Here is a 26,182-nt window from a genome sequence, read left to right as displayed (position 1 = left end):
CGCATCGTCGGGTCCGATCTAGGGCTAGAAGAACTTGCGCGCGATCTTCCACGCCCGGTCGGTGTACGGCGGGTAGATGAGCTGCCCCAGGTCGGGCCGGGTCGGCTTGGTCATCACCGACTTCGCGTGGCTGAACTCCAGGAAGCCGTACCGGCCGTGGTAGGCGCCCATGCCGGACGGGCCGACGCCGCCGAACGGCAGCCGGGCCGTCGACACCTGGAAGATCAGGTGGTTGACCAGCATGCCGCCGGCTGGGACCTCGCGGATGAAGCGCTCACGGATGGCCTTGGCCTTGGTGAACAGGTACGCGGCCAACGGCTTGGGGCGGGCGTTGACGAATGCGATGGCGTCATCGAGCGAGTCGACGGTGATCACCGGCAGGATGGGCCCGAAAATCTCCTCGGTCATCACCGGTGCGTCCAGCGGCGGGTCGACCACCACGGTCGGCTGCATGGTGAGCCGGGCCGGGTTGGTGCCACCGCCGGTGACGACGTCCCCGCCGGTGCCGAGATAGCTGTTGAGCCGGTTGAACTGCCGTTCGCTGACGATCGGCAGGCCGTCGGGGTCATCGGCGGTGAAGGCCACGATGGCATCGCGAATCTTGGTGACCAGCTCGTCGCGGATGGGCTTCTCGGCCACCACATAGTCCGGCGCGACGCAGATCTGGCCGGAGTTGACCACCTTGGCGAAGGCGATGCGCTTGGCGGCGACGTCGATGTCGGCGTCGGCGGCGACGATCACCGGGCTCTTGCCGCCGAGTTCCAGTGTCACCGGCGTCAGGTGCTGCGCGGCCGCTGCCATGATCTTCTTGCCGATCTCGGTGCCGCCGGTGAACATGATGCGGTCCAGGCCCTGCGCGATCAGTTCCTGGCTGACCATGCCGTCGCCCTCCACCACGGCGACGGCGTCGGTGTCCAGGTACTTCTCGACCAGCTCGGCCATCAGCCGCGACGAGGCCGGGGCGAACTCAGATGGCTTGAGTACCACGGTGTTTCCCGCGGCCAGCGCGCCGACCAGCGGGCCGAGCGTGAGGTAGAACGGGAAGTTCCAGGCGCCGATGATCAGCACCGTGCCGTACGGCTCGTACTCCACCCAGCCGCGGCCGGGCAGCTGCGAGCGCTCCAGCAGCCGGTAGCGACGTTTCGCCCACTTGTGCAGGTTCTTGGCCGCGTCCTTGGCCTCGGCGATGGTGCCGACGCTGTCCGCGAGCCACGCCTCGAAGGGCTTGCGGCCCAGATCGGCCTCCAGCGCCTTGGCGATGGCGGTCTCGTTCTCTTCCATGGCCTGGGCCAGCGCGAGCAGCTGACGCTTGCGCCACTGCAGGTCACGGGTGCGCCCGGTGGCGTAGGTCTTGTGAAGACCGGCCACGACAGCCGGGATGTCAGCAGCCGTTCGGCCGACAGATACAGCTGATTCAAGGGTCATGAGTACGTCCTTACGTGAGCCAGGCAACACCGGAATCCTAACCAACCAGCCGGTTGGTTTGAAGAGTCAACCGCCGGCAGTCAGCTCTTGAGTGCCGTCACGAAGGTGGAAAACGCCTTGTCATCAGTCGTATCGACCTGCACCCAGCGGTTCAAGCGGCGCATCTCGTCCTGCGAGGTGACCGAGGTGGACGACCAGCCGTGCGCGTCGAGCCACTCGGCCACGTCGGCGCGATCGGGGTCCTCGTACATCAGGTCCTGCACGTTGATGGTCTGGCCGATGCCGAACTGCCCGGCGAGCTTGTCGAACCGGTCCCGCATCCGCTGCCGGCGTTCGGCGGCGTGCTCGCCGACCGTCTCGACCGAGATGCGGCTACCCGGCGCGCTCAATGAGGTGATGTTCTCGAAGAGGCGGTCCTGCGCGTCGGCCGGCAGGTACATCAACAGCCCTTCCGCTAGCCACGCGGTCGGCGCGGAATCATCAAAACCCGCTTCCCGCAGCGCTTTCGGCCAGTCGTTGCGCAGATCGATCGGCAGTTGGTGCAGCGCCACGACGGGCGTCGCGCCGTGCGCCTTCAAGGTCTGGTCCTTGTACTCCAGCACCTTGGGTTGGTCGATCTCGAAGACCGTTGTGCCGGCCGGCCAGTCCAATCGGTAGGCACGGGAGTCCAGCCCGGACGCCAGGATCACCATCTGGCGGATGCCGGCCGCGGCGGCGTCGGCGAAGTACGCGTCGAAGAAATGCGTCCGCACCGCCTGGTAGTTGCCCATGTGCTCGAGCACCGCCGCGACCTCGGGATCAGCGTCGGCCATCTTGTTGTTGAAGTCGGAGTCCAGGATCGTCTCCCACACTCCGGTGCCGGCGCCGGCGACCAGGATCTTCGCGAACGGATCGCGGATCAACGCGTCGTCGCGTTCGGTTTCCCCGGCCCGCGCGGCAGCGACCATCACCGCCGTCGCGCCCACACTGCTTGCGATATCCCAGGTGTCGTCGTCGGAGCGCTCACTGCCCATGTTCTAGATGTACCAGCTGGCGCCGGTCTATTCAGTGACCCGCCACAGCTTGTTGGCGAGCAATAGTTCGAGCCGCTCGATGACAGCCGTCAGCTCCTGGTGACTGCCGACGTACCCGGCGTAGAAGCCCATCCCCCACATCACGGCGATCAGCATCTCCACCACGGTGGCCACCTCGGTGTCCACGGCCAGTTCACCGCGTTCGATGGCGTCGGTCACGGCCCACGTCACGAACTCACGGGAGGCGACGAGCGCGTCGTGCTCCTCCTGGCGCAATTCGGGATGTCGCTGCGCCTCGAGGATCGAGGTCACCAGAAACGCGGCAGCCGAACGGTCTTCGGAGTCGGCCTGGATCGCGGCGACGAAGAATGACGACAGCCGCCTGATGAAGGTGGTCTCCTCCTCGGCCCGGCGACGGCCGGCGGCAACCACCATGGCGTTGGTCTGATCGAGGACCTCGCCGTAGAGCACCCGTTTATTCGCGAAGTAATGGTTGATCGCGGGGCGCGTCAGATCCGCGCGGATGGCGATGGCTTGGAATGTTGCTGCGTCATAACCGAGTTCACTGAAAACCTCGCGTGCGGCGCGCAGGATGCGCTCACGGGTTTCGGCCGCCTTCGCCGCGGGAGGGCGACCCGGACCTCGGGTGGCGATGTACGGCATCGTCAAATTGTGCCATAGATCTCGGCCCGTCCCTGCACGTATGTGAAGCACGGCGGCCGAATTGGCTCCGCTCAGCAAACTTGCAGCCCTGTCAACGACCGACTCCGGCGCCGCGCGTGGTTCATGGCCGCGGCCCGGCCCCGATCCATAGCCCGGCCAGGAACGACCCCCGACCGCCGGTGACCGAAACCGGCCCGGCCCGGCACGCATCAGTTGCCGGCGCATGACGATGTCAGCCAAATTAATGTTGGGCGCCATGACGGGCGTGGTGTCGCGAGAGTCGCTGGCGGTCCGCTGGCAGCAGCTGCTCGCGCGGCCGCGAGACAGCGATCCTGAACATGACGCCCTACGTCGAGCCACCCGCGCCGGCCTGGTGCTCCCACTCGTCGCCGTCGTCGGATTGGCTGTCGGGACCGCCGTCGGCAGCACGGCGCAGACGACCATGTTCGCGATCTTCGGCGCGGTCGCGCTGCTGGTCGTGGTCGATTTTCCCGGCAACCGCGCGGCGCGGGCCGTGGCCTACGCCGGGCTCGGTTTCAACGGCACGGTACTGATCACCCTGGGCACCCTGCTGTCCCCGCATCCGTGGCTGGCGGTGCCGGCGATGTTCGCCGTCGGGGTGCTGGTGACATTCTCCGGCGTCCTCAGCGAGATCGTCGCCGCTGGTCAGCGCGCGACTCTGATGACGTTCGTGCTGCCGGTGTGCACTCCGGTAGGCCCTGTCCCGGACCGACTGCTCGGCTGGGCCGTCGCCTGGACCATTGCCGTGCCGGCCGCGTTGTTCCTGCTGCCGCCGACTCATCACGACGACCTGCGCAAGCACGCCGCGCAGGTATGCCGGCTGCTGGCCGCCCGGCTCGAGGGGTCCGCGACAGCCCAAGAGCTCTCGGATGCGATGGAGGTGCTGGGTGACAACTTCCTCGGCGCCGACTACCGCCCGGTCGGGCTGACCGCGGGGAGCCGCGCCCTGGTGCGGGTGGTCGACGACCTGCGCTGGCTGTGTGACCGCGCCACCGACGCCACCGGTTCCCTGCTGGCCGAGACCCGCGGGCCGGCCATCCGGGTACTGAACGACTGCGCCCGGGTGCTCAGCACGCCGCGGGCCGAGGGCCGCGATCGCTACCGCGCCGACCTGGCCGAGGCGCTGACCGCGCATCGGGCGGCGACCCGCGGGCGCTACCGCGAGGACATCGAACTGATCCGTGCCGAACCCGATGATCTGCTGGCCGTCGCGACGGGGCGAAAACTGTTGCGGCTGAGGACATTCTCGGCCTGTGTCGGGGCGACGGGCCGGGTCATCGGACTGGCGGCCGACGCCGACGCCCGCCCGGTATGGGCCCGCGTCCTGGGTCGACGACTGCCGGCCTCCGGGAACCTCGACCGGGTGCTGTCCGAATCCGAGGCGGTGTCGGCCATCCCGTCGGGGTTCGTCGCGACGCGAGCGGTGGTGGTGCAGAACAGCCTGCGCACCGGAATCGGGCTTGCCGTGGCCGTGGCCGTCGTCCACCTGTTTCCGCTCCAGCACGGATTCTGGATCGCCATGGCATCACTGTCGGTACTACGCAGCAGCGCGCTGACCACCGGGACCCGGGTGTTGCGCGCTGTCGGCGGCACCGCGATCGGATTTCTCCTCGGCACCGTGGTGATCCACCTGATCGGGGCGAACCCCGTGCTGCTGTGGTTCGTCCTGCCGATCGTGGCGTTCGGTTCTGCGTATGTGCCCGATGTGTTTTCGTTCGTGGCGGGCCAGGCGATGTTCACCATGCTGGTGCTCACCATCTACAACCTGATCAGCCCGGCCGGCTGGCGGGTCGGACTGATCAGGCTGGAGAACGTCCTGGTCGGCGCTGCGGTGGGCATCGTGGTGTCGCTGCTGCTGTGGCCGCGAGGGTCGGCGGCCGTGGTCCAGCGCACGCTGGATTCGGCGCGCACCGCGGGCACGCGCTACCTGACCGCGGCAGTACGTCGGGTGACCCGCGGCGCCTCCGAGGCCGCCACCGACCGCGTGCACGCCCTGAGTTACGACGCCCTGACGGCCTCTCGGACCGTGGATGACGCTGTGCGCCACTTTCTTTCGGAGAGCAGCGGGGCCACGGAGTTGCGGGCGCCCGTGGTCCGGGCCGCCAATCAGACGGTCCGGTTGCGGGCGGCGGCCGACCTCATCGCTGACGTCGTGCCGCCCCCGTTGGCCCCCTACCGCGCCGCCCGCGCGGTACTCGAGGACCACACTTCGGCGATCTGCGCCCGCATCTCGGGCACCGAGGACCCGAACGCCGCAGAGCTGGCCCCCATCAGCGACGACTTCGTCCTGGCCCTGCGCGCCGAGGCCGACGGCGGAACCTTGTCGGTCGAGGCCGCCCTGCCTCTGGTGACCGTCGCCGCCAGCCTCGGTGAGTTGGAACTGCTGCACCCGGACGTAGAAGCGTCGCTGACTGACTGAGTCGGCTCTGGTTATCCACAGGCTGGAAATTCTCTTGTGGCGTCCGCTCATTCCGGTCATTACGATCGAAAGCATGTTCGAAGTATTGGTCCTCGAGACCAGGGAAGTTGACGACGCTTCCCTGATCGACTCGATGACCAGCGCCACCCGGACCGAAGCCCAAAACGCCGCCCGCCGACTGGCCGCCATCGCCGAACTCACCCACCGCCGCTGCATCGACCACGAAGATCGCGACCTGTGGGCCTGCGACGGCTGGGACGCCGCGGCCAGCGAAATCGGCGCCGCCTTGACCATCAATCGCTGGCAGGCCGCCAGCCACATGCACCTCGCCCTGACCCTGCGCGACCGTCTCCCGAAGGTCGGCGCCCTCCTCGCCGCCGGCGACCTGTCATTGGCGTTGGTCACCCTGATCTGCTGGCACACCGAACTCGTCCACGACCCCGCTACCCTCGCCCTCATCGACACCGCCATGGCCGGCGCCGCCCGCGAATGGGGTCCCCTGTCCAAAGCCGACACGATCCGGCAGATCGACCACTGGATCCAGAAATTCGACCCCGCCGCCGTGCGCCGCACCCGCAACGCCGTCCGCGGCCGCGACGTCGAGTTCGGCAAGCCCGGCGACCCCGCCGGGGTCACATCCGTGTGGGCCCTGCTGCTGGCCACCGACGCCGCACTACTCGAACGCACCCTCACCGCCATGGCCCACGAGGTCTGCGATGACGATCCCCGCACCCTCGGCCAGCGCCGCGCCGACGCCTTGGGCGTCCTGGCCGCCCGCGGCGACCGGCTGCCCTGCCACTGCACCAACCCCGACTGCCCCGCCGCCGGCGCCGACCCCCGCGCCGCCACGGTCATCATCCACGTCTTGACCGACGCCGCGCCGCACCCGGTCAGCGACCCACTGCTCGACACCCCCGACGCCACCCCGCCAATCACTACGCACACTGCGGTCGCCGAGGCCCTGGCACCGACGCCCGAGCCCGCACCCGCCGTCGACCAGAGCGCGGTCGGCTACCTGCCCAGCGGGACCGTCATCCCTGCCGTGCTGCTGGCCGACCTCGCCGCCCGCGGCGCCACCGTCAAAACGGTAATCACTCCCCAGGTTCCGGCCGACGGACAACCCCACTACCGGCCATCCACCGCGCTCGACCGCTACGTCCGGATGCGGGACCTGACCTGCATGCACCCCGGCTGCGACCACCCCGCCGCCGACGCCGACCTCGACCACACCATCGCGTGGCCCGCCGGCCCGACCCACCCCGGCAACCTGACCCCCAAATGCCGCAAACACCACCTGGTCAAAACCTTCTACACCGGCACCACCGGATGGCACACCCACCAAAATCCCGACGGCACCATCGCCTGGACCGCACCCACCGGCCACACCTACACCACCGTGCCCGGCAGCCGAATCCTATTCCCCGACAAACACTTCCCCACCGGGCCGCCACCACCACCGACCGCGGCAACCACCAGCGACCAACCCGGCCGCGACCTCATGATGCCCACCCGCCGCCGCACCCGCACCGACGCGCGCACCCGGCACACCCGGCACGAACGCGCGCTCAACTGGACCGAACTACTCGAATCCGCACCAACCCCCGAAGCCAAACGCCAACTTGCCCAACAACTCATCAACGGCGACAGCTCCCCACCTTTCTGATGTCAGGATGGGGAGCTGCGTCGTCACTGATCTTTAGGCGATGCGCCCGGACCGGTGTGGCTTCAACGCATTCGGCGGGATCGCGCCGAACTTGCCGGACTGGAAGTCCTCGAATGCCTCGATGAGTTCCGACTTGGAGTTCATGACGAACGGCCCGTAGTGGAACACCGGTTCACGGATCGGCTGGCCGCCGAGCAACAGCACCTCGAGCGCGGGCCGGTTGGAGTCCTGCCCCTCGTCGGCCGCGACGCTGATCCGGTCCCCCGGGCCGAGCACCGCGAGCTGGCCCTGGTGGATGGGGTGTCCGACAGGTCCGACGGTGCCGCGTCCGGACAAGATGTAGACCAGCGCGTTGAACTTGCGGTTCCACGGCACATCCAGTCGTGCTCCGGGCGCAATAGTGGCGTGCGCCATGGTGATCGGCGTGTGCGTCCCGCCTGGCCCTGTGGCGTCACCGATCTCACCGGCGATGACGCGCACCAGCGCGCCGCCGTCGTCGGACGACAGCAGGGTGACGTCGGTCCCCTCGATGGCCTGGTACCGGGGCGCGGCGAACTTGTCCTTCTTGGGCAGGTTCACCCACAACTGCAGGCCGTGGAACAGTCCGCCGCTCTCGACGAGTTCGGCCGGTGGCGTCTCGATGTGCAGGATGCCCGAGCCCGCGGTCATCCACTGCGTGGCGCCGTCGGTGATCAGGCCGCCGCCACCGTGTGAATCCTGGTGCGCGAAGCGGCCGTCGATCATGTAGGTGACCGTCTCGAACCCGCGGTGCGGGTGCCAGTCGGTGCCCTTCGGTTCACCCGGCTCGTACTCGACCTCACCCATTTGGTCCAGATGGACGAACGGGTCGAGGTCCGCCTGGCTGACCCCGGCGAAGGCACGAACCACCGGGAATCCTTCGCCCTCGTAGCCACGGGGGCCGGTCGTGATGGACCGCACCGGGCGTTCTGTGTCGCTCGGCGCAGCAGGAGCAATACGCGGCAAGCTGATCGTGTCAGCGGTGATAGCAGGCATGCCAGCATTAACCGGACTGCGGTCCGATTAATTCCTGATCGCGACAGTGCTCGTCAGCGCGTCGCCAGGGCGGCAATGGCAGCGCTGCGCGCCACGTCCGACGACTCCGCCGCCAGGGCGGCGTCCGCCGCCGACCGGCATTGGTCGAGCGTCACCCCCGCCAGCGCGGCCCCCACCGCCCGCACCGCGGCAGCCGCCGTCGACAGCGACGTGACACCCAAACCGACCAGCACGCACGCCAGCGCCGGGTCCGCCGCTGCCTCTCCGCACACCCCGACAGGCTTGCCCTGGTCCGCACCGGCCCTGGCCGCCGAATGCACCAGCGCCAGCACCGCCGGCTGCCACGGGTCGCTCAGCGTCGCCAGGTCGGCCGACATTCGGTCGGCGGCCATGGTGTACTGCGTCAGATCGTTGGTGCCGATCGACAGGAAGTCGACGTGCCGCAGTATCCGATCGGCCAACAGCGCGGCGGCGGGCACCTCGATCATCACGCCGGGCGTCAGACCGAAGGAGCGGACCTGCGCCGCAAAGGCTTTCGCTTCCGCCGGCGTTGCGATCATGGGCGCCATCACCCACGGGCGCTGGCCCGTTGCCGCGGCCGCATCGGCGATCGCCTGCAGCTGACGGGTCAGCAGGTCCGGGTTTCCCTGGGCGATCCGGATGCCGCGGACCCCCAGGGCCGGATTGGCCTCATCGGGATGCCCGGCGAATCGCAGCGGTTTGTCCGAGCCCGCGTCGAGGGTGCGCACGACCACCTTGCGCTCCGGGAACGCCGCCAGCACCTCGCCGTAGATCTGGGCCTGCTCGCCGACGCTCGGTTCGAGATCCCGGTTCAGGAAGCACAATTCGGTCCGGAACAGGCCGATCCCCTCCGCCGGGGTACTGGCCGCGGCGTGCGCAGCGGCGCCGTCCTGCACATTGGCGAGCACGGCGACCCGATGTCCGTCGGCGGTGGCGCCCGGACCGCGCCAGCTGTCGGCGAGCTCGGCTTCCCGGCGTGCGCGCGCCACCGCCTCGGCGGCCGCACCCGCGTCGGGCTCGACCGTCACGGTGCCGCGAGTGCCGTCCACCAGCACCATCGCCCCTGGCCGCACCTGCGCAAGATCCTGCACCGCCACGACGCACGGGATGCCGAGTTGACGAGCGATGATCGCGGTGTGGCTGGTCGGCCCACCCAGGCTCGTCACCAGCGCCACCACCAGGTGCGGGTCCAGCCCGGCGGTGTCGGCCGGCGCCAGATCTTCGGCGCACAGCACCGAAGGCACGTCCGGCACCGGCACCCCGGGCTCAGGGAGTCCACGTAGTTCGGCGATCACCCGATCCCGGATATCCCGGAGGTCGGCGACCCGCTCGGCCATCAATCCGCCCATCCGGGTGAACATCTCCACGAACTGGTCCGCCGTCGCGGCCAGTGCGCGTACCGCGGGGAGGCCGTCGGCGATGCGCTTGTCGATCGCCGCAGTCCAGGCCCGGTCCTGCGCCAGGGTCGCGGTCGTGGCCAGGACCTCCGCTGCCGCTCCGGTGGCTCGCGCGGCCCTGCTCCGCAGGCGATCCGCGACTGTCAACGAGGCGGCCGCGAAGCGCGCCCGCTCCCCCGCGCGTTCCGGTTCTCCCAGCTCAACGGCAACCTCACCGGCGTCGGGCGCGGGACGCGCCCCCGGCCACAGCACTGGCGCGTACCGCACTCCGCCGACGGCGGGCACCCCGCGCAAGACGACTGGGAGGCCGCTGGATTCGACGTCGGCCGTCAGCGGCGACGGGCTCACAGATGTCGCATTCATGTGATCCAGGTTACTCAGAACCATTGACAAGTCAACATATCCAAGCGTAAAACAAACAATACAAAGATCGAATCGGATGTGTTCCCACAATCTTGGAGGGTCATGTACGCGGAAGAGCGGCAGCAAGCCATCGCCGCGCGAGTCCTCGCCGACGGCCGCGCCTCGGTCAACGAACTGGCCGAGGCCTACGACGTCACCACCGAAACCGTGCGCCGCGACCTCGATGTCCTGGACAAGGCCGGCGTCGTCCGCCGGGTGCACGGGGGAGCGGTGCCCGCCCGGACCCTGCACCTGGTGGAGCAGGGCGTGGTCCAGCGCGACTCCACCCAGACCCAGCAGAAGGCCGCGATCGCTGCCGCTGCGACCGCGTTGCTGCCCGCCACCGGCGGGACGGTGCTGATCGACGCCGGCACCACGACCGCGCGCATCGCCGAACTCATCCCCACCGACCGCGACCTCGTGATCATCACGAACTCGATCCCCGCGGCCGCGAAGCTGACGTCCAACCCGACGGTCTCCCTGCAGCTGCTCGGCGGCCGGGTCCGCAGCCTCACCCAGGCCGTGGTGGGGGAGCAGGCCCTGCGGACGCTGGACTCCCTCCGGGTCGACATCGCCTTCCTCGGCACCAACGGCATCAGCGCCCGGCACGGCTTCTCCACCCCGGACAGCGACGAAGCCGCTATCAAACGCGCCATGGTCCGGTGCGCCAACCACGTTGTGGTGACCGCAGATTCGAGCAAGTTCGGCCACGAAGACCTGGTCAGTTTCGCACCGCTGTCGGCGGTGCGAACCGTCGTCACCGACAACGAGATTCGCGACCACGAGCGCCGACAACTCGTCGACGCCGGCGTCGACGTCATCTGCGCCGAGGCCGGCTCATGATCGTCACCGTCACCCTGAACCCAAGCCTGGACCGCACCCTCACCCTCGACGAGCCACTGACCAGGGGCGCCGTGCACCGCCTCACCCCCGTGTCCACCGAGCCAGGAGGCAAGGGCGTCAACGTATCTCGCGCGCTGACGCAAAATGGTGTCGCCACCGTGGCGCTGTTGCCGGCCGCCGACCACGACCCGATCCTGGCCGGGCTGCGGACCCGCGGGGTGCCGTTTCACAACATCGACATCTCCGGCACCGTGCGCAGCAATCTGACCATCACCGAAAACGACGGCACCACAACCAAACTCAATGAACCCGGGGCCAACCTCGGGGACACCGACCTGGCCGCACTGACCGCCGCCGTCTGCGATCACGCTGCCCGGGCGACCTGGGTGGTGCTGTCCGGATCACTACCGCCCGGGGTGCCTGACACCTGGTACGCCGACATCGTGGCCCAGCTGGCGGGGCTGCCCTGCCGCGTCGCGGTCGACACCTCCGAACGTCCGCTGACGGCGCTGGCCGCAGGCTTCTCCACCGCGGCGCCGGATCTGATCAAGCCCAACTCCGAGGAACTCGCGTGGCTGACCGGCCGCTCCGCACAGGATCTGGAAGAGGCTGCCGCCCAGTGCAATCCGTTGCCCGTGGTCTCCGCGGCGCAACAACTCGTCGCCCGCGGGGCCGGCACCGTACTCGTCACCCTCGGCGGCGCGGGCGCAGTCCTGGTCGACCACGACGGGACCTGGGCCGCGACCGCGCCGTCGATCGTGCCGCGCAGCACCGTCGGGGCGGGTGACGCGTCGCTCGCGGGCTATCTCGCCGCCACCATCGCGGGCGCTCCGCCGGCCGAACGACTCCAGACGGCCGTCGCCTACGGCAGCGCAGCTGCGGCCCTACCTGGTTCCGCACTGCCCAACCCAGAGCAGATCGATGTGAAAGCCGTTCGGGTACAGGCCGTCACGTCAGTGTCAGCACCTCTCTGATCCCGTCCCATTCAAAAGGAACACCCATGCCGATCATCACCTCCGACCTCGTCGCACTCGACGTCGACGCCGGTCCCGACAAACAGAATGTGATCGAACTGCTGGCCTCCCGAATGGCCGCGACAGGCCGCGCCACCAACGGAGATGGACTCGTCGAGGCCGCCCTGGCGCGCGAATCCCAGTCCGCCACCGGCCTTCCCGGCGGCATCGCGATCCCACATTGCCGGTCGCCCCATGTCGACGAGCCGACCATCGGTTTCGCCCGCTTGGTACCCGCCGTCCCGTTCGGCGCCCCCGACGGGCCCGCCGACCTCGCGTTCCTGATCGCGGCCCCCGAATCCGGTGGCACCGAGCACATGAAGCTGCTGTCCAGCCTGGCGCGGGCCCTCGTCCGCAAAGACTTCGTCGAACAGTTGCGGGCCGCGGGGACCGATGCCGAGGTGGTCGCGCTCGTCGAAGGTGTGGTCAGCCCGATACCGGCGGCTCCGGCCGCGCCCCCGGTCCCCGCGGCGCCCGCTCCGACCGCCGAACCCACGCCTACGACCTCCGTCATCGCAATCACCGCCTGTCCCACCGGAATTGCCCACACCTACATGGCCGCCGACGCGCTGAAACTCGCCGCGGACCGCGCTGGGGTGACTTTCCGCGTCGAAACCCAGGGGTCGTCCGGGTCCACCCCACTGTCGGCAGAGACCATCGCCGCGGCCGATGCGGTCATCTTCGCCACCGACGTCGGGGTCAAGGACAAGCAGCGGTTCGCCGGCAAGCCCGTCGTCGCCTCCGGCGTCAAGCGCGCCATCAACGAACCTGACGCCATGATCGCCGAAGCCGTTGCGGCGGCCACAGATCCGCAAGCTGCCCGGGTATCGGGGGAGACCACGGCCACCGCCCCCACCGACACCCGCAGCGGATTGGGCTGGGGCACGCGACTGCGCCAGATCCTGCTGACCGGCGTCAGCTACATGATCCCGTTCGTAGCGGCGGGCGGCCTGTTGATCGCGCTGGGCTTCCTCTTCGCGGGCTACGAGGTCGCCAACAAGCCTGCCGGACAGTCGGATTCGCTGGCCCACATCATCGTCACCACCAACTCACTGACCAACCTGCCCGCCGGCGGACTGCTGCAATACCTCGGTGCCGCGATGTTTACGCTGGGCGGTCTCGCGTTCGGATTCCTGGTCCCGGCGCTCGCCGGGTACATCTCGTTCGCCATCGCCGACCGTCCCGGTATCGCACCGGGTTTCACGGCAGGCGCGGTGGCCGTCACCGTTGGCGGTGGGTTCATCGGCGGCATCGTCGGTGGCCTCATCGCCGGGTTCGCCGCGCTGTGGATCGGCTCTTTCAAAGTGCCGCAGTGGTTCCGTGGCCTCATGCCCGTGGTGGTGATCCCGCTGGGGGCCTCGCTGATCGTCGGCCTGTCCATGTTCCTGTTGCTGGGCCGTCCACTGGCTGCCGTCACCGCAGGCCTGACCCACTGGCTCGGCAGCATGTCCGGCAACTCACTGATCCTGCTGGGCGTCATCCTCGGCCTGATGATGTGCTTCGACCTGGGCGGGCCCGTCAACAAGGCCGCCTACGCCTTCGCCGCCGCCGGGCTGAACATGTCTGACGTGGCGTCGCTGCGGATCATGGCCGCTGTCATGGCCGCCGGGATGGTGCCGCCCCTGGCCATGGCGCTGGCGTCGGCCGTGCGACCTCGGCTGTTCACCGAACCTGAGCGCGAAAATGGCCGCGCCGCCTGGCTTCTCGGCGCCTGCTTCATCACCGAGGGCGCCATCCCGTTCGCCGCGGCCGACCCGCTACGGGTGATCCCGTCGATGATGTTCGGCGGCGCCGTCACCGGGGCCCTGGTGATGACATTCGACGTGACCTCCAAGGCTCCGCACGGCGGCATCTTCGTCTTCTTCGCCATCGACCACCTCGTCTGGTTCGTCGTGGCCGTCCTCGTCGGGGCCGTCTGCAGTGCCCTGGCGGTCATCGTCGCCAAGAGCGCGGGCCGGGCGCTCCCGCCGGCCGACACCACCGCAGCCCTGCAGCCCGCCGGCCGCTGAACGACTCCCGACCAACAACCAACCCCACACCCAGAAGGAGAAATCATGCCCAGCAAGACCGTCACCGTCGGATCCGCCATCGGCCTGCACGCCCGTCCGGCCGCCGTCATCTCCGAGGCCGTCGTCACTTCCGGCGCCCAGGTGACCCTGGCGGTCGACGGCGGTGAACCCGTGGACGCCGGTTCGGCACTCATGATCATGACGCTCGGGGCCGGCAACGGAGCCCAGGTGACCGTGGCATCCGACGACGAAACCGCCCTCGCCGTGGTCGCTGACCTGGTGGCGCAGGACCTCGACGCCTGACGCGCATCGTTCGGCGTCACTCCCGGCGGCCACAGAAAGCGCACAGAGCCCCCGCTACGCACCACTAGTATGAATTCGTGCTACATGCGTATGGGGAGGGCATCGCGGAACACGGCGATGTCGTAGCGGGGAAAATGTCACGGGGGACTCGGAATTTCACGAGCGGTCGTCCCCATGGTGGGGGCGGCAGCTCGTGCGTCGTCTAGCCGCCGTCGCTGCGGCGTTGCTGCTGGCTGTCGCCAGCGCCCCGCCCGCCCTGGCCATCGAACCGCCGGCCATCGACCCGGGCGCCGTCCCGCCCGATGACACCGGCCCCGATCAGCCCATGGAGCAGCGCAAGATTTGCTCCGGGCCGACCGTGCTGCCCAACACAAACTTCGCCGACAAGCCGTGGGCGGCCGACTATCTGCACCTGGCGGAGGCACAGAAGTTCGCGACGGGAGCGGGCGTCACCGTCGCGGTCATCGACACCGGTGTCAACGCCTCGCCCCGGGTGCCCGCCGAGCCGGGGGGCGACTTCGTCGACAAGGGCGGCAACGGCCTGTCTGACTGCGATGCCCACGGCACCCTGACCGCGTCGATCATCGCCGGCCGCCCGGCGCCGACGGACGCGTTCATCGGCGTCGCCCCCGACGCCCGCATCCTGTCGCTGCGCCAGACCTCCGAGGCGTTCCAGCCGAAGGACTCTCGCAGCGATCCCAACGACCCGAACACCACTCAGACCGCGGGGTCGCTGCGCAGCCTGGCCCGCGCCATCGTGCACGCGGCCAACTTGGGTGCGCAGGTCATCAACATCTCGGAAGCCGCCTGCTACAAGGTGACCCGGGCCATCAACGAGACGGCCGTGGGTTCGGCCATCGCATATGCGGTGAACGTCAAGAACGCCGTCGTCGTCGTGGCAGCCGGCAACACCGGCCAGGACTGCACCCAGAACCCGCCGCCGGACGCATCTGTGCCGTCGGACCCCAGGGGCTGGAAGCAGGTGCAGACCATCGTCTCGCCGGCCTGGTATTCGCCGCTGGTGCTGACCGTCGGCGGCATCGGGCCGCAGGGCCAGCCGAGCAACTTCTCGATGTCCGGCCCGTGGGTCGGTGCCGCCGCGCCGGCCGAGGGCGCCACTGCTCTGGGCTACGACGGCAATCCGGTCAATGCACTGACCGGGCAGGACGGCCCCATCCCGATCAACGGCACGTCGTTCGCCGCGGCATACGTCTCGGGTCTGGCCGCCCTGCTGCGGCAGCGCTTCCCGGACCTGACCGCCGCACAGATCGTCACCCGCATCACCGCGACGGCGCGGCACCCCGGTGGGGGAGTGGACAACTACGTCGGCGCGGGTGTCGTCGACCCGGTGGCAGCGCTGACCTGGGACGTTCCCGCCGGCCCGAAGCAGGCGCCCTACCAGGTCAAGAGCATCCCGCCGCCGGTGTACATCCCGCCGCCTGACCGCGGACCCATCACGATGGTCGTGGTGGCCGGCGCTGCGCTGATCCTCCTGCTCGGCCTGGGTGCGGTGACCCGCCGCGCGTTGAGGCGCCGATGAGGCACTTCGGATTCCGCTTCACCACGGGGCACCTGCTGTGGGCCGCCACGCTGGTACCCGCGGTTGTACTGCTGTGCATGCATTTCGACCTGTTGTGGCTGGGTATCACGCTGGGCGTCCTCATCGCACTGTTCTCCGTCCTCGCCATCCGCGGACGGCGGCTGACGGGCTGGATCGCCGCGATGTTCGCCTGGCAGCGCCGGCGCAAAGTGGCCCCGCCCGCGCCGTCGGAGCCGGCCGTGGGAGCCACGGTCATGCCGGGCGATCACGTCGCGGTGCGCTGGCTGGGTGATCACTTGATTTCCGTCGTCGAACTGGTGCCGCGGTCATTCACCCCGACCGTGATCGTCAACGGCGAGGCCTTCACCGACGACAACCTCGACACCCGACTGGTGGAGCAGTTGCTCACGGCGCACGCGCCGGACCTGGAGGCCGACATCGTCTCGGCCGGGTACCGCGTCGGCAAGACCGCGCCGTCGAGTGTCGTCGCGCTGTACGAACAGGTCGTCGGCCCCTACGCCGCGCCGGCCAACCGGCGGACCTGGATCGTGCTGCGCGCCAGTCCCGATGAGACCCGCCGCTCGGCGACGCGCCGGGGCTCCGGGGTGTCGGGCCTGGCCAGCTACCTGGTGGCCACCACGACGCGGATCGCCGATCAGTTGGCGAGCCACGGCATCGACGCCCGCCCCGCCCGCAGCTTCGAGGAATACGACCGGTCGACCGCGATCAGCTTCGAGCGCGAGACCTGGTCAACCATCAAGGGCCGCAGCACCTTTACCGCGGCCTATTCCGCGCCGGGCGGGCCCAACATGTGGTGGTCGGCGCGCGCCGACCACACGATCACCCGGGTTCGGGTGAAACCGGGTCAAGCGCCGACAGCGACCGTCCTGCTGACGACGCTGGCCACACCGACCACTCCCCGCGGCTTCTCATGCCTGTTCGGTGGACAACGGGCCGCGCTGGAAGGGCTGAGCCCGATCACCGACCGACACTACGAACTGCCGATCGGCTCGGCGGGCGTGCTGGTGGGGGAGACCGCCGACCGCTACCCGGTGTACATGCCGTTCGACAACGTCGACTCCACGATCAACCTCGGTGACGCGCACCTGTTCACCCAATTCGTGGTCCGTTCGGCGGCGGCGGGAGCCGTCGTCACGTTGGCACCGCAGTTCAAGGAATTCGCGGGGTTCATCAACGCCCGGATCGGGAACGTCCCCAAGGTGGTGTGGCCCAACGCCACCACCTACCTCGGCCCACACCCGGGAATTTCACGAATTCTGTTGCGCCACAACTTTATCGACACTCCGCGCCACCGTCAGCTGCCGATCCAGCTGATCAACCCGCGCGAGGAGAGCCGGTTTCAGATGGCGCTGGAGAAGTAGGGGGGAGCAGTAGATGGCCGGAAAAGTGAAAGTCTCCTCGGAGACGCTGAACGCCAAGGCAGCCGAAGTTGACGTCGATCTGCCGACCTTGCCGCCAGCACCCCAAGCGCCGTGCGAGTTGACCATCGCGCAAGACGCCACCGGTTTCCTCAAGAACAACCTGAAGCAACTCGACGCCGCGCTCAAGGCGGGGAGAAGCCAGAATCAACGACTGGCCGCGTGCCTGCGGGCGGCCGCCGCGGCCTACGAAGCCGCCGACGCAGCCGGAAAATCCGGCATCGATGCCACCGCGCTGGGTGGCGGCGGGGGTGCACCGATCACCCCCAACCTGCCTCCGGCTCCGGCCCCAGCGGACCCGGTGGGGAGCTTGCCCTGGATGCTCGAATCGCTCGGAGGAGCCGAATCGCATCCCAGTAACCCCGGCATGGACTGGGAGGTGGCCGCTAGGCAGATCAACAGCGGCGACCAGGGGGCCTCGATGATCGAGTTCGGCGCGCAAATGACCGGAGTGGTCACGAAACTGGCGGAACTGAACAGCAAGTTCACTATGGCCGGCGTCGAGTGGGAAGGCGCCGCTGCCGAGGCGGCGGAGAACGCGCTGAAGGACTACTCGACATGGCTGACCGCGATGACCGCGGCGGCGAACAACCTAGCCATCCAGGCCATGGACCTGTCCGCGATTCATGGCGGTAGGCGACCCGAGCACCCCAGCATGCAGGACGTGGCGGACTACGAGAACGCCAGTGTGCTCGCGACGGTGGGTCAGGCGACGTACGACTTCTTCACCGGCCACGCCACCAAGCAGCAAGAATCCGACACCGTACGGGCCAAGTACGCACAGCAGGCGACCATCCGTTCCCTCGTCACACCGCCACCACCCAATTTCGGGTCGAGCGCGTGGCCCGCCGTCAAGCCGGGGGATGTGGCGAAGAAAGACGACAAGGGCCCCGGCGACAAGGCCCCAGGCGGCGGTGCGCCGACCGGTGGCGGCGGGACCCCGGGCGGCGGGGCTCCGAGCGGTGCGACGCCGACGATGCCGCAATCGCCGAACGTCAGCCCGGCCAGTGCCGGTACCCAGAAGCCCGAGGGCGGCGGATCACCTTCTGGCGGTTCACCTTCCGGTGGCGGCTCGCCCTCAGGCGGTTCGGGACAGGGTTCGCCGAGCGGCGGAATGCCCGGCGGCTTGGGCGGCGACAAACCCGAGATGCCGAGCCTGCCCGACGGCCCGAGCGTAAGCCCGGCGTCCGCCGGCGGCGGCGCGGGTGGTGGATCCGGCGGTGGAGGCGGCGGCCTGGGCGGTCAGCCTATGCAGCCGGCGGCTGTCGCACCGGCTTTGGGTTCTGGCGGTGCGGCAGCAGGTGGCGCCAGTACCGCGGCGGGTCGGCCCCCCGTCGGTGGTGGCGGCGGCATGGGTGGCGGCATGGGCGGTGCCGGCCACGGCGGCGGCCGCGAAGGCGGTAAGGAGAAGAAGCGCAACGCGAATCTGTCGCCCGACGAGGTCCTGTACAAAGAGGATCGCGCCTTCACTGACGGCGTCATCGGGCACCGGCGTCGCACCAAGATCGATGACAAGAAGGACACCAAATGATCGAGATGCATCCCGAGGTCGCTGCGGTTCTCCAGCAGGCCCAGCGCCTGCAGTCGATCATGGACGAGCAGCTCGCCAAGATGAACACCGAGTCGTTCACCGCGACCGACGAAGCCAAGACCGTCGAGGTCACCCTCAACGGTCACCACTGGTTGACGGACCTGTTCATCGAGGACGGCCTGCTGCGCCTCGGCGCGGACACCGTCGAAGCCCGGATCAACGAAGCCCTCGGCAATGCGACCGCGAAAGCGACCGAGTCCATCGATGCCGACCGGGCCCGGCTCAATGAGCTGGTCGCGGAGATTACTGCCGCCAATCGACCCGCTGACCTCTAGCGCCGGCTGCCGCGCTCAGACGCTCGAGTGCGTACAGTTTTCGCGGAGAGTCACTGTGCGGCGCCTCAGGGAGCTGCGCAGTCAGGGGAGACGATGGGGAGCGTCATGAAGATGGCCACGTTGGCCGCCGCAATTGCCGCAGTGTCACTGCTGGCCGGTTGCACGACAGTGACGAACGGCGATGCCACAAAAGATCCGTCATTCAAGCCGGGCGACGCGATCGTCAGCCTGCTGAACCCGGGGAACTATCCGACGGCGCCGAAGCCTGGGCCGGCGCTGAAGCCGGGCGCCGAATCCGGGCGACTCATCGACGCGGAACGTCTCGGCGAATTCGTCGTCGGGCCGTGGGAAGTCGACCCCACCCTGATCAGCATCGGGGTGAATGTGACGGGCTTATTTCTCGATGCCGACCGTTTGAACAGCGTCGAGCCCGGCCCCATGAAGCAGATCGCCAAAGATCACCAACTGATCAACGGGTTCGGCTCCGGTCGCGGCACCATTCGCGGCGCAGATCACGACAGCCAATTGGTGATTCTGGTACTGCGTTTCCCAACAGCTGACTTGGCCAACGATACCGCCCGCCAGTTCGCAGCACAGGCCACGCCGGTAGATCGAGCCTCACCCAATCAGCAGATATCAATTCCCGGACACCCCGAAGCGCTCGCGCACGAGTCCACAACGGCAGACCGTCGTTTCACCGTCAGCTCCTATACGCCGCACGGGCCATACGTGCTGTACCACTACGCATCGAGTGACGTAAACATCGACACCGCAACACAGTTCGTTGCCAAGGCGCTGGATCTCCAGTCCGCGCGCATCGACAAATTTCAGCCGTCCGATCCAGCCCAGTTCGCCACCATGCAGACCGATCCTGAAGGCCTGCTCCCCAGAACGGTTCCCACGAAGGAACACAAGGGCAATCAGGGGTTATGGGGACCGCGCGGCATTCTTCATTTCAGTGACGACCCGCTGCAAACGGGCGCAGCGTTGACGGCAGCCGGCGTAGACGTCGTTTCGGTACGCGGCACCCACCTCTACCGAGCCAAAGACGCTGCAGCGGCAACACAACTCGCGAAGAAGTTCGCCGAGCCCGACGGTAAGAACCCCACCGAACCGGGTCCAACCGTGCCCGGTCTCCCCTCAGCGCATTGCCAGGCAACCGACACCGCCGAGGTAAAGGCGCGGATCTACTCCTGCGCCGCAGCGCTGGACCGTTGGGTCTATACGGCAGCATCGCTGCAGCCGTTCGACGCCACGCAGCGAATGGCCTCCCAGTATCTGCTGCTGACTGCGAAATAATCGGACGACGATGACATCGACCTTCAACCCCGGCGACATCGTGGCCGGCTACACCATCGAGTCCGTCCTGGGTGTCGGCGGCATGGGTGTGGTCTACAAGGCCAAGAATCCACAGCTGCCCCGCAGCGATGCCCTGAAGGTCCTCACCACCTCCATCCAGGGTGACGGCCAGTTTCGCGAGCGCTTCCTCCGAGAGGCCAACGTCGCCGCCACACTGGACCACCCCAATATCGTCGCGGTCTACTCGCGTGGCGAAACCGAGGCGGGCCAGCTGTGGATCGCCATGCAGTACGTGGCCGGCACCGACGCCGACCAGGAAGTGCGGTCCGGCCGGATGTCACCGGCACGTGCTGCCCGGATCATCACCGAAGTCGCCAAGGCGCTCGACTACGCGCATCGGCGCGGCATCATGCACCGCGACGTCAAACCGGCCAACTTTTTGCTGGCCAACGCCGAGGGGCCCGGTGATGACGAGCGAGTGTTCCTGGCGGACTTCGGGATTGCGCGTGCATTCGACGATGCCGCGCATCTGACCACCGACGGCTCGGTGATGGCATCCATCGCCTACGCCCCGCCCGAAGCACTGAGCGGGCAACCCGTCGATTCTCGTGCCGATGTCTACTCGCTGGCCTGCAGCTTGTTCGTCCTGCTCACCGGCAGGACGCCGTACGGGGGGCTGCCCGGCGGCATTGCCGCGATCGCGGCAGCACACGTGACCGGCGAGATCCCTCGCGTCACCGATCGCGTACCCAACCTGCCGTGGGCGCTGAACGAAGTGATCGCCCGCGGCATGGCGAAGGATCCGAATGCGCGCTACCAGACCGCACGGGAATTCGCCGCTGCGGCAACGGCTGCCGTCGCCAGTGGTGGTGGCCCCGCGCCACGGCCACCCGGTCAACTACCGCCTCCGGGCCCACCGTCCTGGCCGCCGCGTCAGCCGACGCCGCCAGGCGGCGTATTGACCTATCCGAGCGGACAGTTCAGCGGGCCCTATGCGCCGGGCCCACCACTCAGCCCGCCTCCGCAGCTGACGTCGCCCCGTCCGTCGCCTGCTCCGTCGAATAACGGGCGCAAACGTCGGTGGATCATCGGTGCCGGAGTCGCGGCCGTGGTCACCGTCATCGCGGTCGTCGCCTCGATCATGCTGTTCGGCAAGCCCAGTGCACCGGCCTATACCGCGCAGTCGTTTACCCACGTACATGGCTCCACCGAAATCACCAGCGCGCCAACAGCTGTCGCCGCCCTAGGCCCCGGCGATGCCGACGCCGTGCTGTCACTCGGCCTTCAACCCGTCGCGATCGCAGGCGCGGGCACGACACTGCCCTCGTGGTTGCAGTCCAAGATCACCGGGACCCCGTCGGTCAAAGACACCGTCGGTTTCATCGACACCAGCGCAGTCCAGGCCGCGAAACCTGGCGTCATCATCGCCACCGGCGACATCGATGATGCGACCTACCAGCGTCTTGCGGCCATTGCACCGACCGTGACCCAACCGAAAGACACCAGCCGAGCGTGGAACTGGCAGACGCAGCTCAAATGGATCGGCAAGATCATCGGGCGCGACAAGGAGGCCGACAAACTGATTGACCAGGTGTCGTCCCAACAGACCGATCTGAAGAACCAGAATCCGAGGGCCGCGGGGAAGAGCGTCCAGGTGATCCATGTGTCGGACGATGGCGTCAGCCAGACCCTGACACCGTCCAACGCAGCGGACTATCTCAGTTCGCTCGGCCTGAACTACGACCCCGACTTGCGTCGTCAACCCGGCGACAGCAGTTCAACCCGGTCGATGCCAGAGCTCGGGAAATTGTATTTGGTTCACAGCGAAGTGTTGATCGTCGTGCGCACCGACAAGGCCGCCGGTAACGGCGGAGCCGCAGGCCTCCCGTACCAGCTGGCCGCCTACCGCGGGTCGATGATCATCGTGGATGACCCCAATACTGTTGCGGCATTTGCAGACCCAGGCGGTTACCTCGCTACCGAGTATCTGGATGCAAACTTTGTTCCGTTGATGAGCGTCATCCGCTGATTCACAAACCGGCGGCGATCTTAGCCACGAGTTCTCGCCCCCTGTCAGCCACATTCGGAGCGCAAACCCGCACATCGATGATCACGTTCCGTCGAGAACCCAGCGAGTGCTGACATGGAACCTGGGTGCCATCTCGGGCCGTCCCCGACACCGGAACACTGGTAACCGAGTCGACCGACTCGACGTTGTCCAACGCATACACCAGGGGAACCTGGCCGCCCGTGATGGTCGCCTGCTGCCTCTGACATTGCCGCCAGTTTTGAGCGGTCATGTCACGAAAGTCCGCCGCTTCCGAGTCCGTAGCAAACGCTGCGACCACCTGCACGACTTGAGCATGTTGGTCCCCATGCAGTAACTGCCCGGCGAAACCCGTTCGGCCGTAGTACCGAATGGTGTCGAGACCGGGCATGACAGCTTCAAGGCAGCGAGTCGGGTCGACCCTCAGTTTGGTATCGGGCTTTCTGAAGATCGCCTCCGGCGTCATGGCGACGCCCACCAGGTCGCTGATCTCGGACGGGGCACTCAACAACCTCGGCAAGCCGGCATCATCAACAGGTCTTGGGGCAGCTGACGTCGACGTGGTTGGGGGAGCGGCGTCGCCCGCTGACGTGGTGGCCGTACCCGCGACCTTCCGGTCGGTGGCAGAACACCCCGCCGCCACAACAACCGACGCTCCGATGAGCAGTGCAGCACGCCAGGGTTTCATGTGTTCCTTCCGTCAGCTGACTTTGTCAGCGATCTGCTTGGCCAAGTCCGCCGCCTGAGTGCCGCCACCAACACTGCACGCCAGCACATCGATCACGACGTCGGCCTTGGTGGTCAAAACATGCTGGCAGCTTCGCCCCGGCTCGGTGAACACCGCGGTGAGAGTGCCCTTGTCAGGGGTAACTACACCGACCGCGAGCTGGCGCGGAGGCTGGCCGTCGGCCGTGAACGTGACGGCGGTATTCGCGCATCCCGCCCATGCCGCCGCGCCCGGAACGCCTGCTGCCGCTTGAGGTCCCGGATAGCCGACGACGTACGCCACCACCCAGATGTTCGGATCCGCCGGGTTGTGTAGCTCCATGCCCGACATGCCCGTGAATCCCGGCGCGAAGGTCGCGGTGCTGCCCGCGTCCGCGACACCCGCACACGGCGGGGGAGTCGCCGTCCCACGTCGCGGGGATTCCGCGGTGACGATGGTCGCGGTCGCCATCGGCCGTGACTGCATCACGGTGCTCACCGCCTGCCCGTCGGGGAGCAGGTTGGCCAGATCAGCGCGGTGGCCCGGTGGGGCAGCAGACTTGGGGGGCGCTGCCGGTGCCGTCGGTTGTGTCGGCCGGCTTCCGGAGTCCCGGGTCAGATACGTCATACCGGCGACAAATCCCGCCGCAAGCACCACGGCGACCACGATCATCACAACCTTGGACGACCCGGCTTTCGCGCCGTCGCCAGGCAGACGTAGCCGTCGGTAGACCACGAACGCGGCTACCACGCCCAGCAGCATCAGGACGCCGATATCCAGTGCGCACCAGCGCAATTCGTGGTGCCACAGCTGGTCATCGACCGACATGAGCGGGGCGATCTTCAGCAAATCGACGACGCTGGCTGACGCCGCGAATCCCCACCGTCCCGGCAGGAACCAGGAGGCCTGATCCAGGCCCACGCGTCCGGTCACGGGAATCATGCCGCCGGAGAACACGATCGACAGCATGATGACGACCACGAGCATCGGCAGGATCTGCTCGCTGGAGCGCGCCACCGAAGACAAAAGCAACCCGAGGATCGCCGAAACGATCGCTGCCGCAGTGAGACTCACGTAGAAATCAAGCGTCGGGTTGCCCAACAGCAATGCGCCTTGAGTGGGCGCACCCTTGCCGATCACCACGATCGCCACCACGATCGCCGTCTGAATGGCGGTAAATGCGCTGTAGACAACGACTTTCGCCGACAGGTAGGCGGCGGCCGACAACCCGACGGCCTGCTCCCGGCGAAAGATGGTGCGCTCACCGACCAAATCGCGAATCGTCAGCGCCGTCCCCATGAAGACCGCCGCAATGTTCGCGACGATGAGCAACTGATTCGGTTCGTTGGGTGAGTGGCCCACCGTGGCCACCCCAAAGCCGGTATCCCCCGGCACAATCAGCGACATCGCGCCCAGGATGAACGGCAGCAGCAACAGAAAACTGGTGTAAATCCGATCGGCGAAGATCAGTTGCAACTGCCGGCGCGCAACGGTGAGCATCTGGCGACCGGTACTGGTGCGGGCCGGGGCGCCGAGTGGCCCCGCGGGTTCAGGCGGCGCCGGTGGCCCGGTCGCGGCCGGAACTCTCTGCAGGAACACCGCATGCGCTGCATCCGGGTTGGCCGAGACCCAGGCGAAGATGTCCGCCCAGTCCTGGGTTCCCATCACCGACCCGACTGCTTGCGGCGGGCCCGCGTACACCGTCTTGCCTCCGGGCGCCAACAGCAGCACCTGATCACACATGTTGAGGTAGGTGAGGGAGTGCGTCACCACCAGCACCGTGCGGCCGGCATCGGCCAGTCGCCGCAGCATCTGCATGACCTGTCGGTCCAAGGCCGGGTCCAAACCCGAGGTCGGCTCGTCGAGGATCAAAAGCGATGGGCCGGTGAGTAATTCGAGCGCAACGGAGGCCCGCTTGCGCTGGCCTCCCGACAGCTTGTCCACGCGCTTGTCACGGTGCGGGGTGAGTTCCAGCTCAGCGAGCACCCGTTCCACCACCGCGTGGCGATCGTCCTTGCTGGTGTCCGGCGGCAACCGGAGTTCGGCGGCGTAGTTGAGGGCCTGACTGATCGTCAACTGCCGGTGCACGACGTCGTCCTGGGGCACCATGCCGATCCGCGAACGCAGCGACGCGTAGTGGGCGTGCACGTCGTGCCCATCGAACGTGACCTGACCGGACGTGGGCTTGCTGACGCCGCCGAGCAGCCTGATCAACGTCGACTTGCCCGCCCCCGACGGGCCGATCACCGCCGTGAGGGTGCCGGGCCGGGCGTCGAACGAGACGTTGGTCAGCAGTTGGTGGCCGTCGATGGCGAGACCGACCTGACGCACCTCGATACCACCGGTGGCGACCGCCTGACGCGACTGGACTCCGGTGCCGCCGGTGAACACCAAGTCGGTGTTGCCGACGGTGATGACATCGCCGGGACGCAAAGTGACGGCGTTGACGCGGTGGCCATTGACGAACGTGCCGTTGCCCGAACCGTTGTCGTACAACTGGGTTCCGGTCGGGGCGGGCAGCAGGTAGGCGTGGATGCGGGAGGCCAGCGAATCCTCGACCCTGATGGTCGCGGTCGAGTGCCGGCCGATGGTGACTGCACCTGCAGGCGGGCCGGCCGAGCGTTGTGGGGCGGGCGCCGGCGGACGCTGAGGTGGAAGCTTGTGCTGCGGAACTGGCCGTGGTGGTTGGGGAACCGGTTGCGTCAGCCGCGAGGGAGCAGGCTGAGCCACCAGTGGCCGGAACTTCGCGACAGGGATCACCTGCGTCGCCGTACGGAAATGCAACTGTGGCCCGTCCGGGGCACCGACCGCCAGCACGAGGTCATCACTGATGACGGCCGACGGCACCCGCATCCGGTTGGCGAAGATTCCGTTGCGGGACTTGTCGATTGCCACCCACTGGCCAATTCCGGGGTCCACTCGGATGATCAGATGCAGCCGGGACACGACATGCTTCGCGCCAGGGCCGGCATCGGGAATTCTGACGTCCGACGCCTCGCCGCGGCCGACGGTGACCTCCTTGCCGGGCGGAAAGGTGAACATGGCGCCGCCGAGCGTCACGATGAGCGGCGGGACGGAG

Annotated in this window: 18 protein-coding genes and 2 pseudogenes; 12 read left to right on the top strand and 8 right to left on the bottom strand. The window is 68.0% G+C overall.

Annotated elements, in window-relative coordinates; genetic code table 11:
* Positions 1-24: 24 nt before the first annotated feature.
* From G6N59_RS17385 to G6N59_RS17375, 3 genes are all read right to left on the bottom strand, one after another.
* Complete coding sequence (locus G6N59_RS17385) at positions 25-1,425, bottom strand: aldehyde dehydrogenase family protein (RefSeq protein ID WP_138228054.1); 1,401 nt, start codon at positions 1,423-1,425, stop codon at positions 25-27.
* A gap of 80 nt (positions 1,426-1,505) precedes the next feature.
* Positions 1,506-2,438 carry a class I SAM-dependent methyltransferase gene (locus tag G6N59_RS17380; protein WP_138228053.1) on the bottom strand — a complete coding sequence of 311 codons (933 nt, stop codon included), beginning with the start codon at positions 2,436-2,438 and terminating at the stop codon, positions 1,506-1,508.
* A gap of 27 nt (positions 2,439-2,465) precedes the next feature.
* Positions 2,466-3,101 carry a TetR/AcrR family transcriptional regulator gene (locus G6N59_RS17375; protein WP_138228052.1) on the bottom strand — a complete coding sequence of 212 codons (636 nt, stop codon included), beginning with the start codon at positions 3,099-3,101 and terminating at the stop codon, positions 2,466-2,468.
* A 256-nt stretch (positions 3,102-3,357) separates the two neighbouring features.
* Between G6N59_RS17375 and G6N59_RS17370 the strand changes: the two genes are divergently transcribed.
* The gene (locus tag G6N59_RS17370; RefSeq protein WP_234884011.1) at positions 3,358-5,541 is read left to right on the top strand and encodes an FUSC family protein; all 2,184 of its coding nucleotides are present in this window, start codon (positions 3,358-3,360) and stop codon (positions 5,539-5,541) included.
* Positions 5,542-5,614: 73 nt separating this feature from the next.
* Positions 5,615-7,204, top strand: a complete 1,590-nt coding sequence (locus G6N59_RS17365; RefSeq protein ID WP_163911406.1) for an HNH endonuclease signature motif containing protein — start codon at positions 5,615-5,617, stop codon at positions 7,202-7,204.
* Positions 7,205-7,237: 33 nt separating this feature from the next.
* Here G6N59_RS17365 and G6N59_RS17360 read toward each other — a convergent pair whose 3' ends face one another.
* Entirely contained in the window at positions 7,238-8,218 is a 981-nt protein-coding gene (locus G6N59_RS17360; RefSeq protein WP_138228051.1) for a pirin family protein, read from the bottom strand.
* 53 nt (positions 8,219-8,271) lie between these two features.
* Positions 8,272-9,999: a phosphoenolpyruvate--protein phosphotransferase gene (gene ptsP, locus G6N59_RS17355; protein WP_179970212.1), complete on the bottom strand. Its 1,728-nt coding sequence runs from the start codon at positions 9,997-9,999 to the stop codon at positions 8,272-8,274.
* 102 nt (positions 10,000-10,101) lie between these two features.
* Between ptsP and G6N59_RS17350 the strand changes: the two genes are divergently transcribed.
* From G6N59_RS17350 to G6N59_RS17305, 10 genes are all read left to right on the top strand, one after another.
* The gene (locus G6N59_RS17350) at positions 10,102-10,881 is read left to right on the top strand and encodes a DeoR/GlpR family DNA-binding transcription regulator (RefSeq protein WP_138228049.1); all 780 of its coding nucleotides are present in this window, start codon (positions 10,102-10,104) and stop codon (positions 10,879-10,881) included.
* A complete protein-coding gene (pfkB, locus tag G6N59_RS17345; protein ID WP_138228048.1) occupies positions 10,878-11,855 on the top strand; it encodes a 1-phosphofructokinase in 978 nt (325 codons plus the stop codon). Before G6N59_RS17350 ends, pfkB begins: the two co-directional genes overlap by 4 nt.
* Positions 11,856-11,881: 26 nt before the next feature.
* Complete coding sequence (locus G6N59_RS17340; RefSeq protein WP_138228047.1) at positions 11,882-13,903, top strand: PTS fructose transporter subunit IIABC; 2,022 nt, start codon at positions 11,882-11,884, stop codon at positions 13,901-13,903.
* 45 nt (positions 13,904-13,948) lie between these two features.
* Positions 13,949-14,206, top strand: coding sequence for an HPr family phosphocarrier protein (locus G6N59_RS17335; RefSeq protein WP_138228046.1), 258 nt, complete (start codon positions 13,949-13,951; stop codon positions 14,204-14,206).
* A 193-nt stretch (positions 14,207-14,399) separates the two neighbouring features.
* Complete coding sequence (gene mycP / locus G6N59_RS17330) at positions 14,400-15,746, top strand: type VII secretion-associated serine protease mycosin (RefSeq protein ID WP_138228045.1); 1,347 nt, start codon at positions 14,400-14,402, stop codon at positions 15,744-15,746.
* On the top strand, positions 15,743-17,128 hold the full coding sequence (gene eccE / locus G6N59_RS17325; RefSeq protein WP_138228044.1) for a type VII secretion protein EccE: 1,386 nt from the start codon (positions 15,743-15,745) through the stop codon (positions 17,126-17,128). The genes mycP and eccE overlap by 4 nt, the downstream gene beginning before the upstream one ends.
* Positions 17,129-17,141: 13 nt before the next feature.
* Positions 17,142-18,716, top strand: a complete 1,575-nt coding sequence (locus tag G6N59_RS31615) for a PPE domain-containing protein (protein WP_138228043.1) — start codon at positions 17,142-17,144, stop codon at positions 18,714-18,716.
* The gene (locus G6N59_RS17315; protein WP_138228042.1) at positions 18,713-19,051 is read left to right on the top strand and encodes a YbaB/EbfC family nucleoid-associated protein; all 339 of its coding nucleotides are present in this window, start codon (positions 18,713-18,715) and stop codon (positions 19,049-19,051) included. The genes G6N59_RS31615 and G6N59_RS17315 overlap by 4 nt, the downstream gene beginning before the upstream one ends.
* A 141-nt stretch (positions 19,052-19,192) precedes the next feature.
* Positions 19,193-20,350: a DUF7373 family lipoprotein gene (locus G6N59_RS17310; RefSeq protein ID WP_234884010.1), complete on the top strand. Its 1,158-nt coding sequence runs from the start codon at positions 19,193-19,195 to the stop codon at positions 20,348-20,350.
* A 10-nt stretch (positions 20,351-20,360) separates the two neighbouring features.
* Positions 20,361-22,379 carry a serine/threonine-protein kinase gene (locus G6N59_RS17305; protein WP_138228040.1) on the top strand — a complete coding sequence of 673 codons (2,019 nt, stop codon included), beginning with the start codon at positions 20,361-20,363 and terminating at the stop codon, positions 22,377-22,379.
* Between the two features lies 1 nt (position 22,380).
* Here G6N59_RS17305 and G6N59_RS17300 read toward each other — a convergent pair whose 3' ends face one another.
* From G6N59_RS17300 to G6N59_RS17295, 3 genes and pseudogenes are all read right to left on the bottom strand, one after another.
* A complete protein-coding gene (locus G6N59_RS17300; RefSeq protein WP_138228039.1) occupies positions 22,381-23,085 on the bottom strand; it encodes a sensor domain-containing protein in 705 nt (234 codons plus the stop codon).
* A 12-nt stretch (positions 23,086-23,097) separates the two neighbouring features.
* Positions 23,098-23,628: pseudogene (locus G6N59_RS31890) on the bottom strand (sensor domain-containing protein); the annotation flags it as partial.
* A 186-nt stretch (positions 23,629-23,814) separates the two neighbouring features.
* Positions 23,815-26,145: pseudogene (locus G6N59_RS17295) on the bottom strand (ATP-binding cassette domain-containing protein); the annotation flags it as partial.
* Between the last annotated feature and the right edge of the window lie 37 nt (positions 26,146-26,182).

The sequence above is a fragment of the Mycolicibacterium aubagnense genome (assembly GCF_010730955.1).
GTDB classification, from domain to species: Bacteria; Actinomycetota; Actinomycetes; order Mycobacteriales; family Mycobacteriaceae; genus Mycobacterium; species Mycobacterium aubagnense.
Note: the sequence above shows the minus strand (reverse complement) of the source record. Positions and strands in the feature narration are given on the sequence as shown.

What these genes read in the sequence shown, in the direction of transcription:
- G6N59_RS17360 (WP_138228051.1), bottom strand. Translation starts at nt 8,218, where the DNA reads ATGCCTGCTATCACCGCTGACACGATCAGCTTGCCGCGTATTGCTCCT.
- G6N59_RS17300 (WP_138228039.1), bottom strand. Translation starts at nt 23,085, where the DNA reads ATGAAACCCTGGCGTGCTGCACTGCTCATCGGAGCGTCGGTTGTTGTG.
- eccE (WP_138228044.1), top strand. Translation starts at nt 15,743, where the DNA reads ATGAGGCACTTCGGATTCCGCTTCACCACGGGGCACCTGCTGTGGGCC.
- G6N59_RS31615 (WP_138228043.1), top strand. Translation starts at nt 17,142, where the DNA reads ATGGCCGGAAAAGTGAAAGTCTCCTCGGAGACGCTGAACGCCAAGGCA.
- G6N59_RS17350 (WP_138228049.1), top strand. Translation starts at nt 10,102, where the DNA reads ATGTACGCGGAAGAGCGGCAGCAAGCCATCGCCGCGCGAGTCCTCGCC.
- G6N59_RS17335 (WP_138228046.1), top strand. Translation starts at nt 13,949, where the DNA reads ATGCCCAGCAAGACCGTCACCGTCGGATCCGCCATCGGCCTGCACGCC.
- ptsP (WP_179970212.1), bottom strand. Translation starts at nt 9,999, where the DNA reads ATGAATGCGACATCTGTGAGCCCGTCGCCGCTGACGGCCGACGTCGAA.
- G6N59_RS17380 (WP_138228053.1), bottom strand. Translation starts at nt 2,438, where the DNA reads ATGGGCAGTGAGCGCTCCGACGACGACACCTGGGATATCGCAAGCAGT.
- G6N59_RS17305 (WP_138228040.1), top strand. Translation starts at nt 20,361, where the DNA reads ATGACATCGACCTTCAACCCCGGCGACATCGTGGCCGGCTACACCATC.
- G6N59_RS17315 (WP_138228042.1), top strand. Translation starts at nt 18,713, where the DNA reads ATGATCGAGATGCATCCCGAGGTCGCTGCGGTTCTCCAGCAGGCCCAG.
- G6N59_RS17385 (WP_138228054.1), bottom strand. Translation starts at nt 1,425, where the DNA reads ATGACCCTTGAATCAGCTGTATCTGTCGGCCGAACGGCTGCTGACATC.
- pfkB (WP_138228048.1), top strand. Translation starts at nt 10,878, where the DNA reads ATGATCGTCACCGTCACCCTGAACCCAAGCCTGGACCGCACCCTCACC.
- G6N59_RS17340 (WP_138228047.1), top strand. Translation starts at nt 11,882, where the DNA reads ATGCCGATCATCACCTCCGACCTCGTCGCACTCGACGTCGACGCCGGT.
- G6N59_RS17375 (WP_138228052.1), bottom strand. Translation starts at nt 3,101, where the DNA reads ATGCCGTACATCGCCACCCGAGGTCCGGGTCGCCCTCCCGCGGCGAAG.
- G6N59_RS17365 (WP_163911406.1), top strand. Translation starts at nt 5,615, where the DNA reads ATGTTCGAAGTATTGGTCCTCGAGACCAGGGAAGTTGACGACGCTTCC.
- G6N59_RS17370 (WP_234884011.1), top strand. Translation starts at nt 3,358, where the DNA reads ATGACGGGCGTGGTGTCGCGAGAGTCGCTGGCGGTCCGCTGGCAGCAG.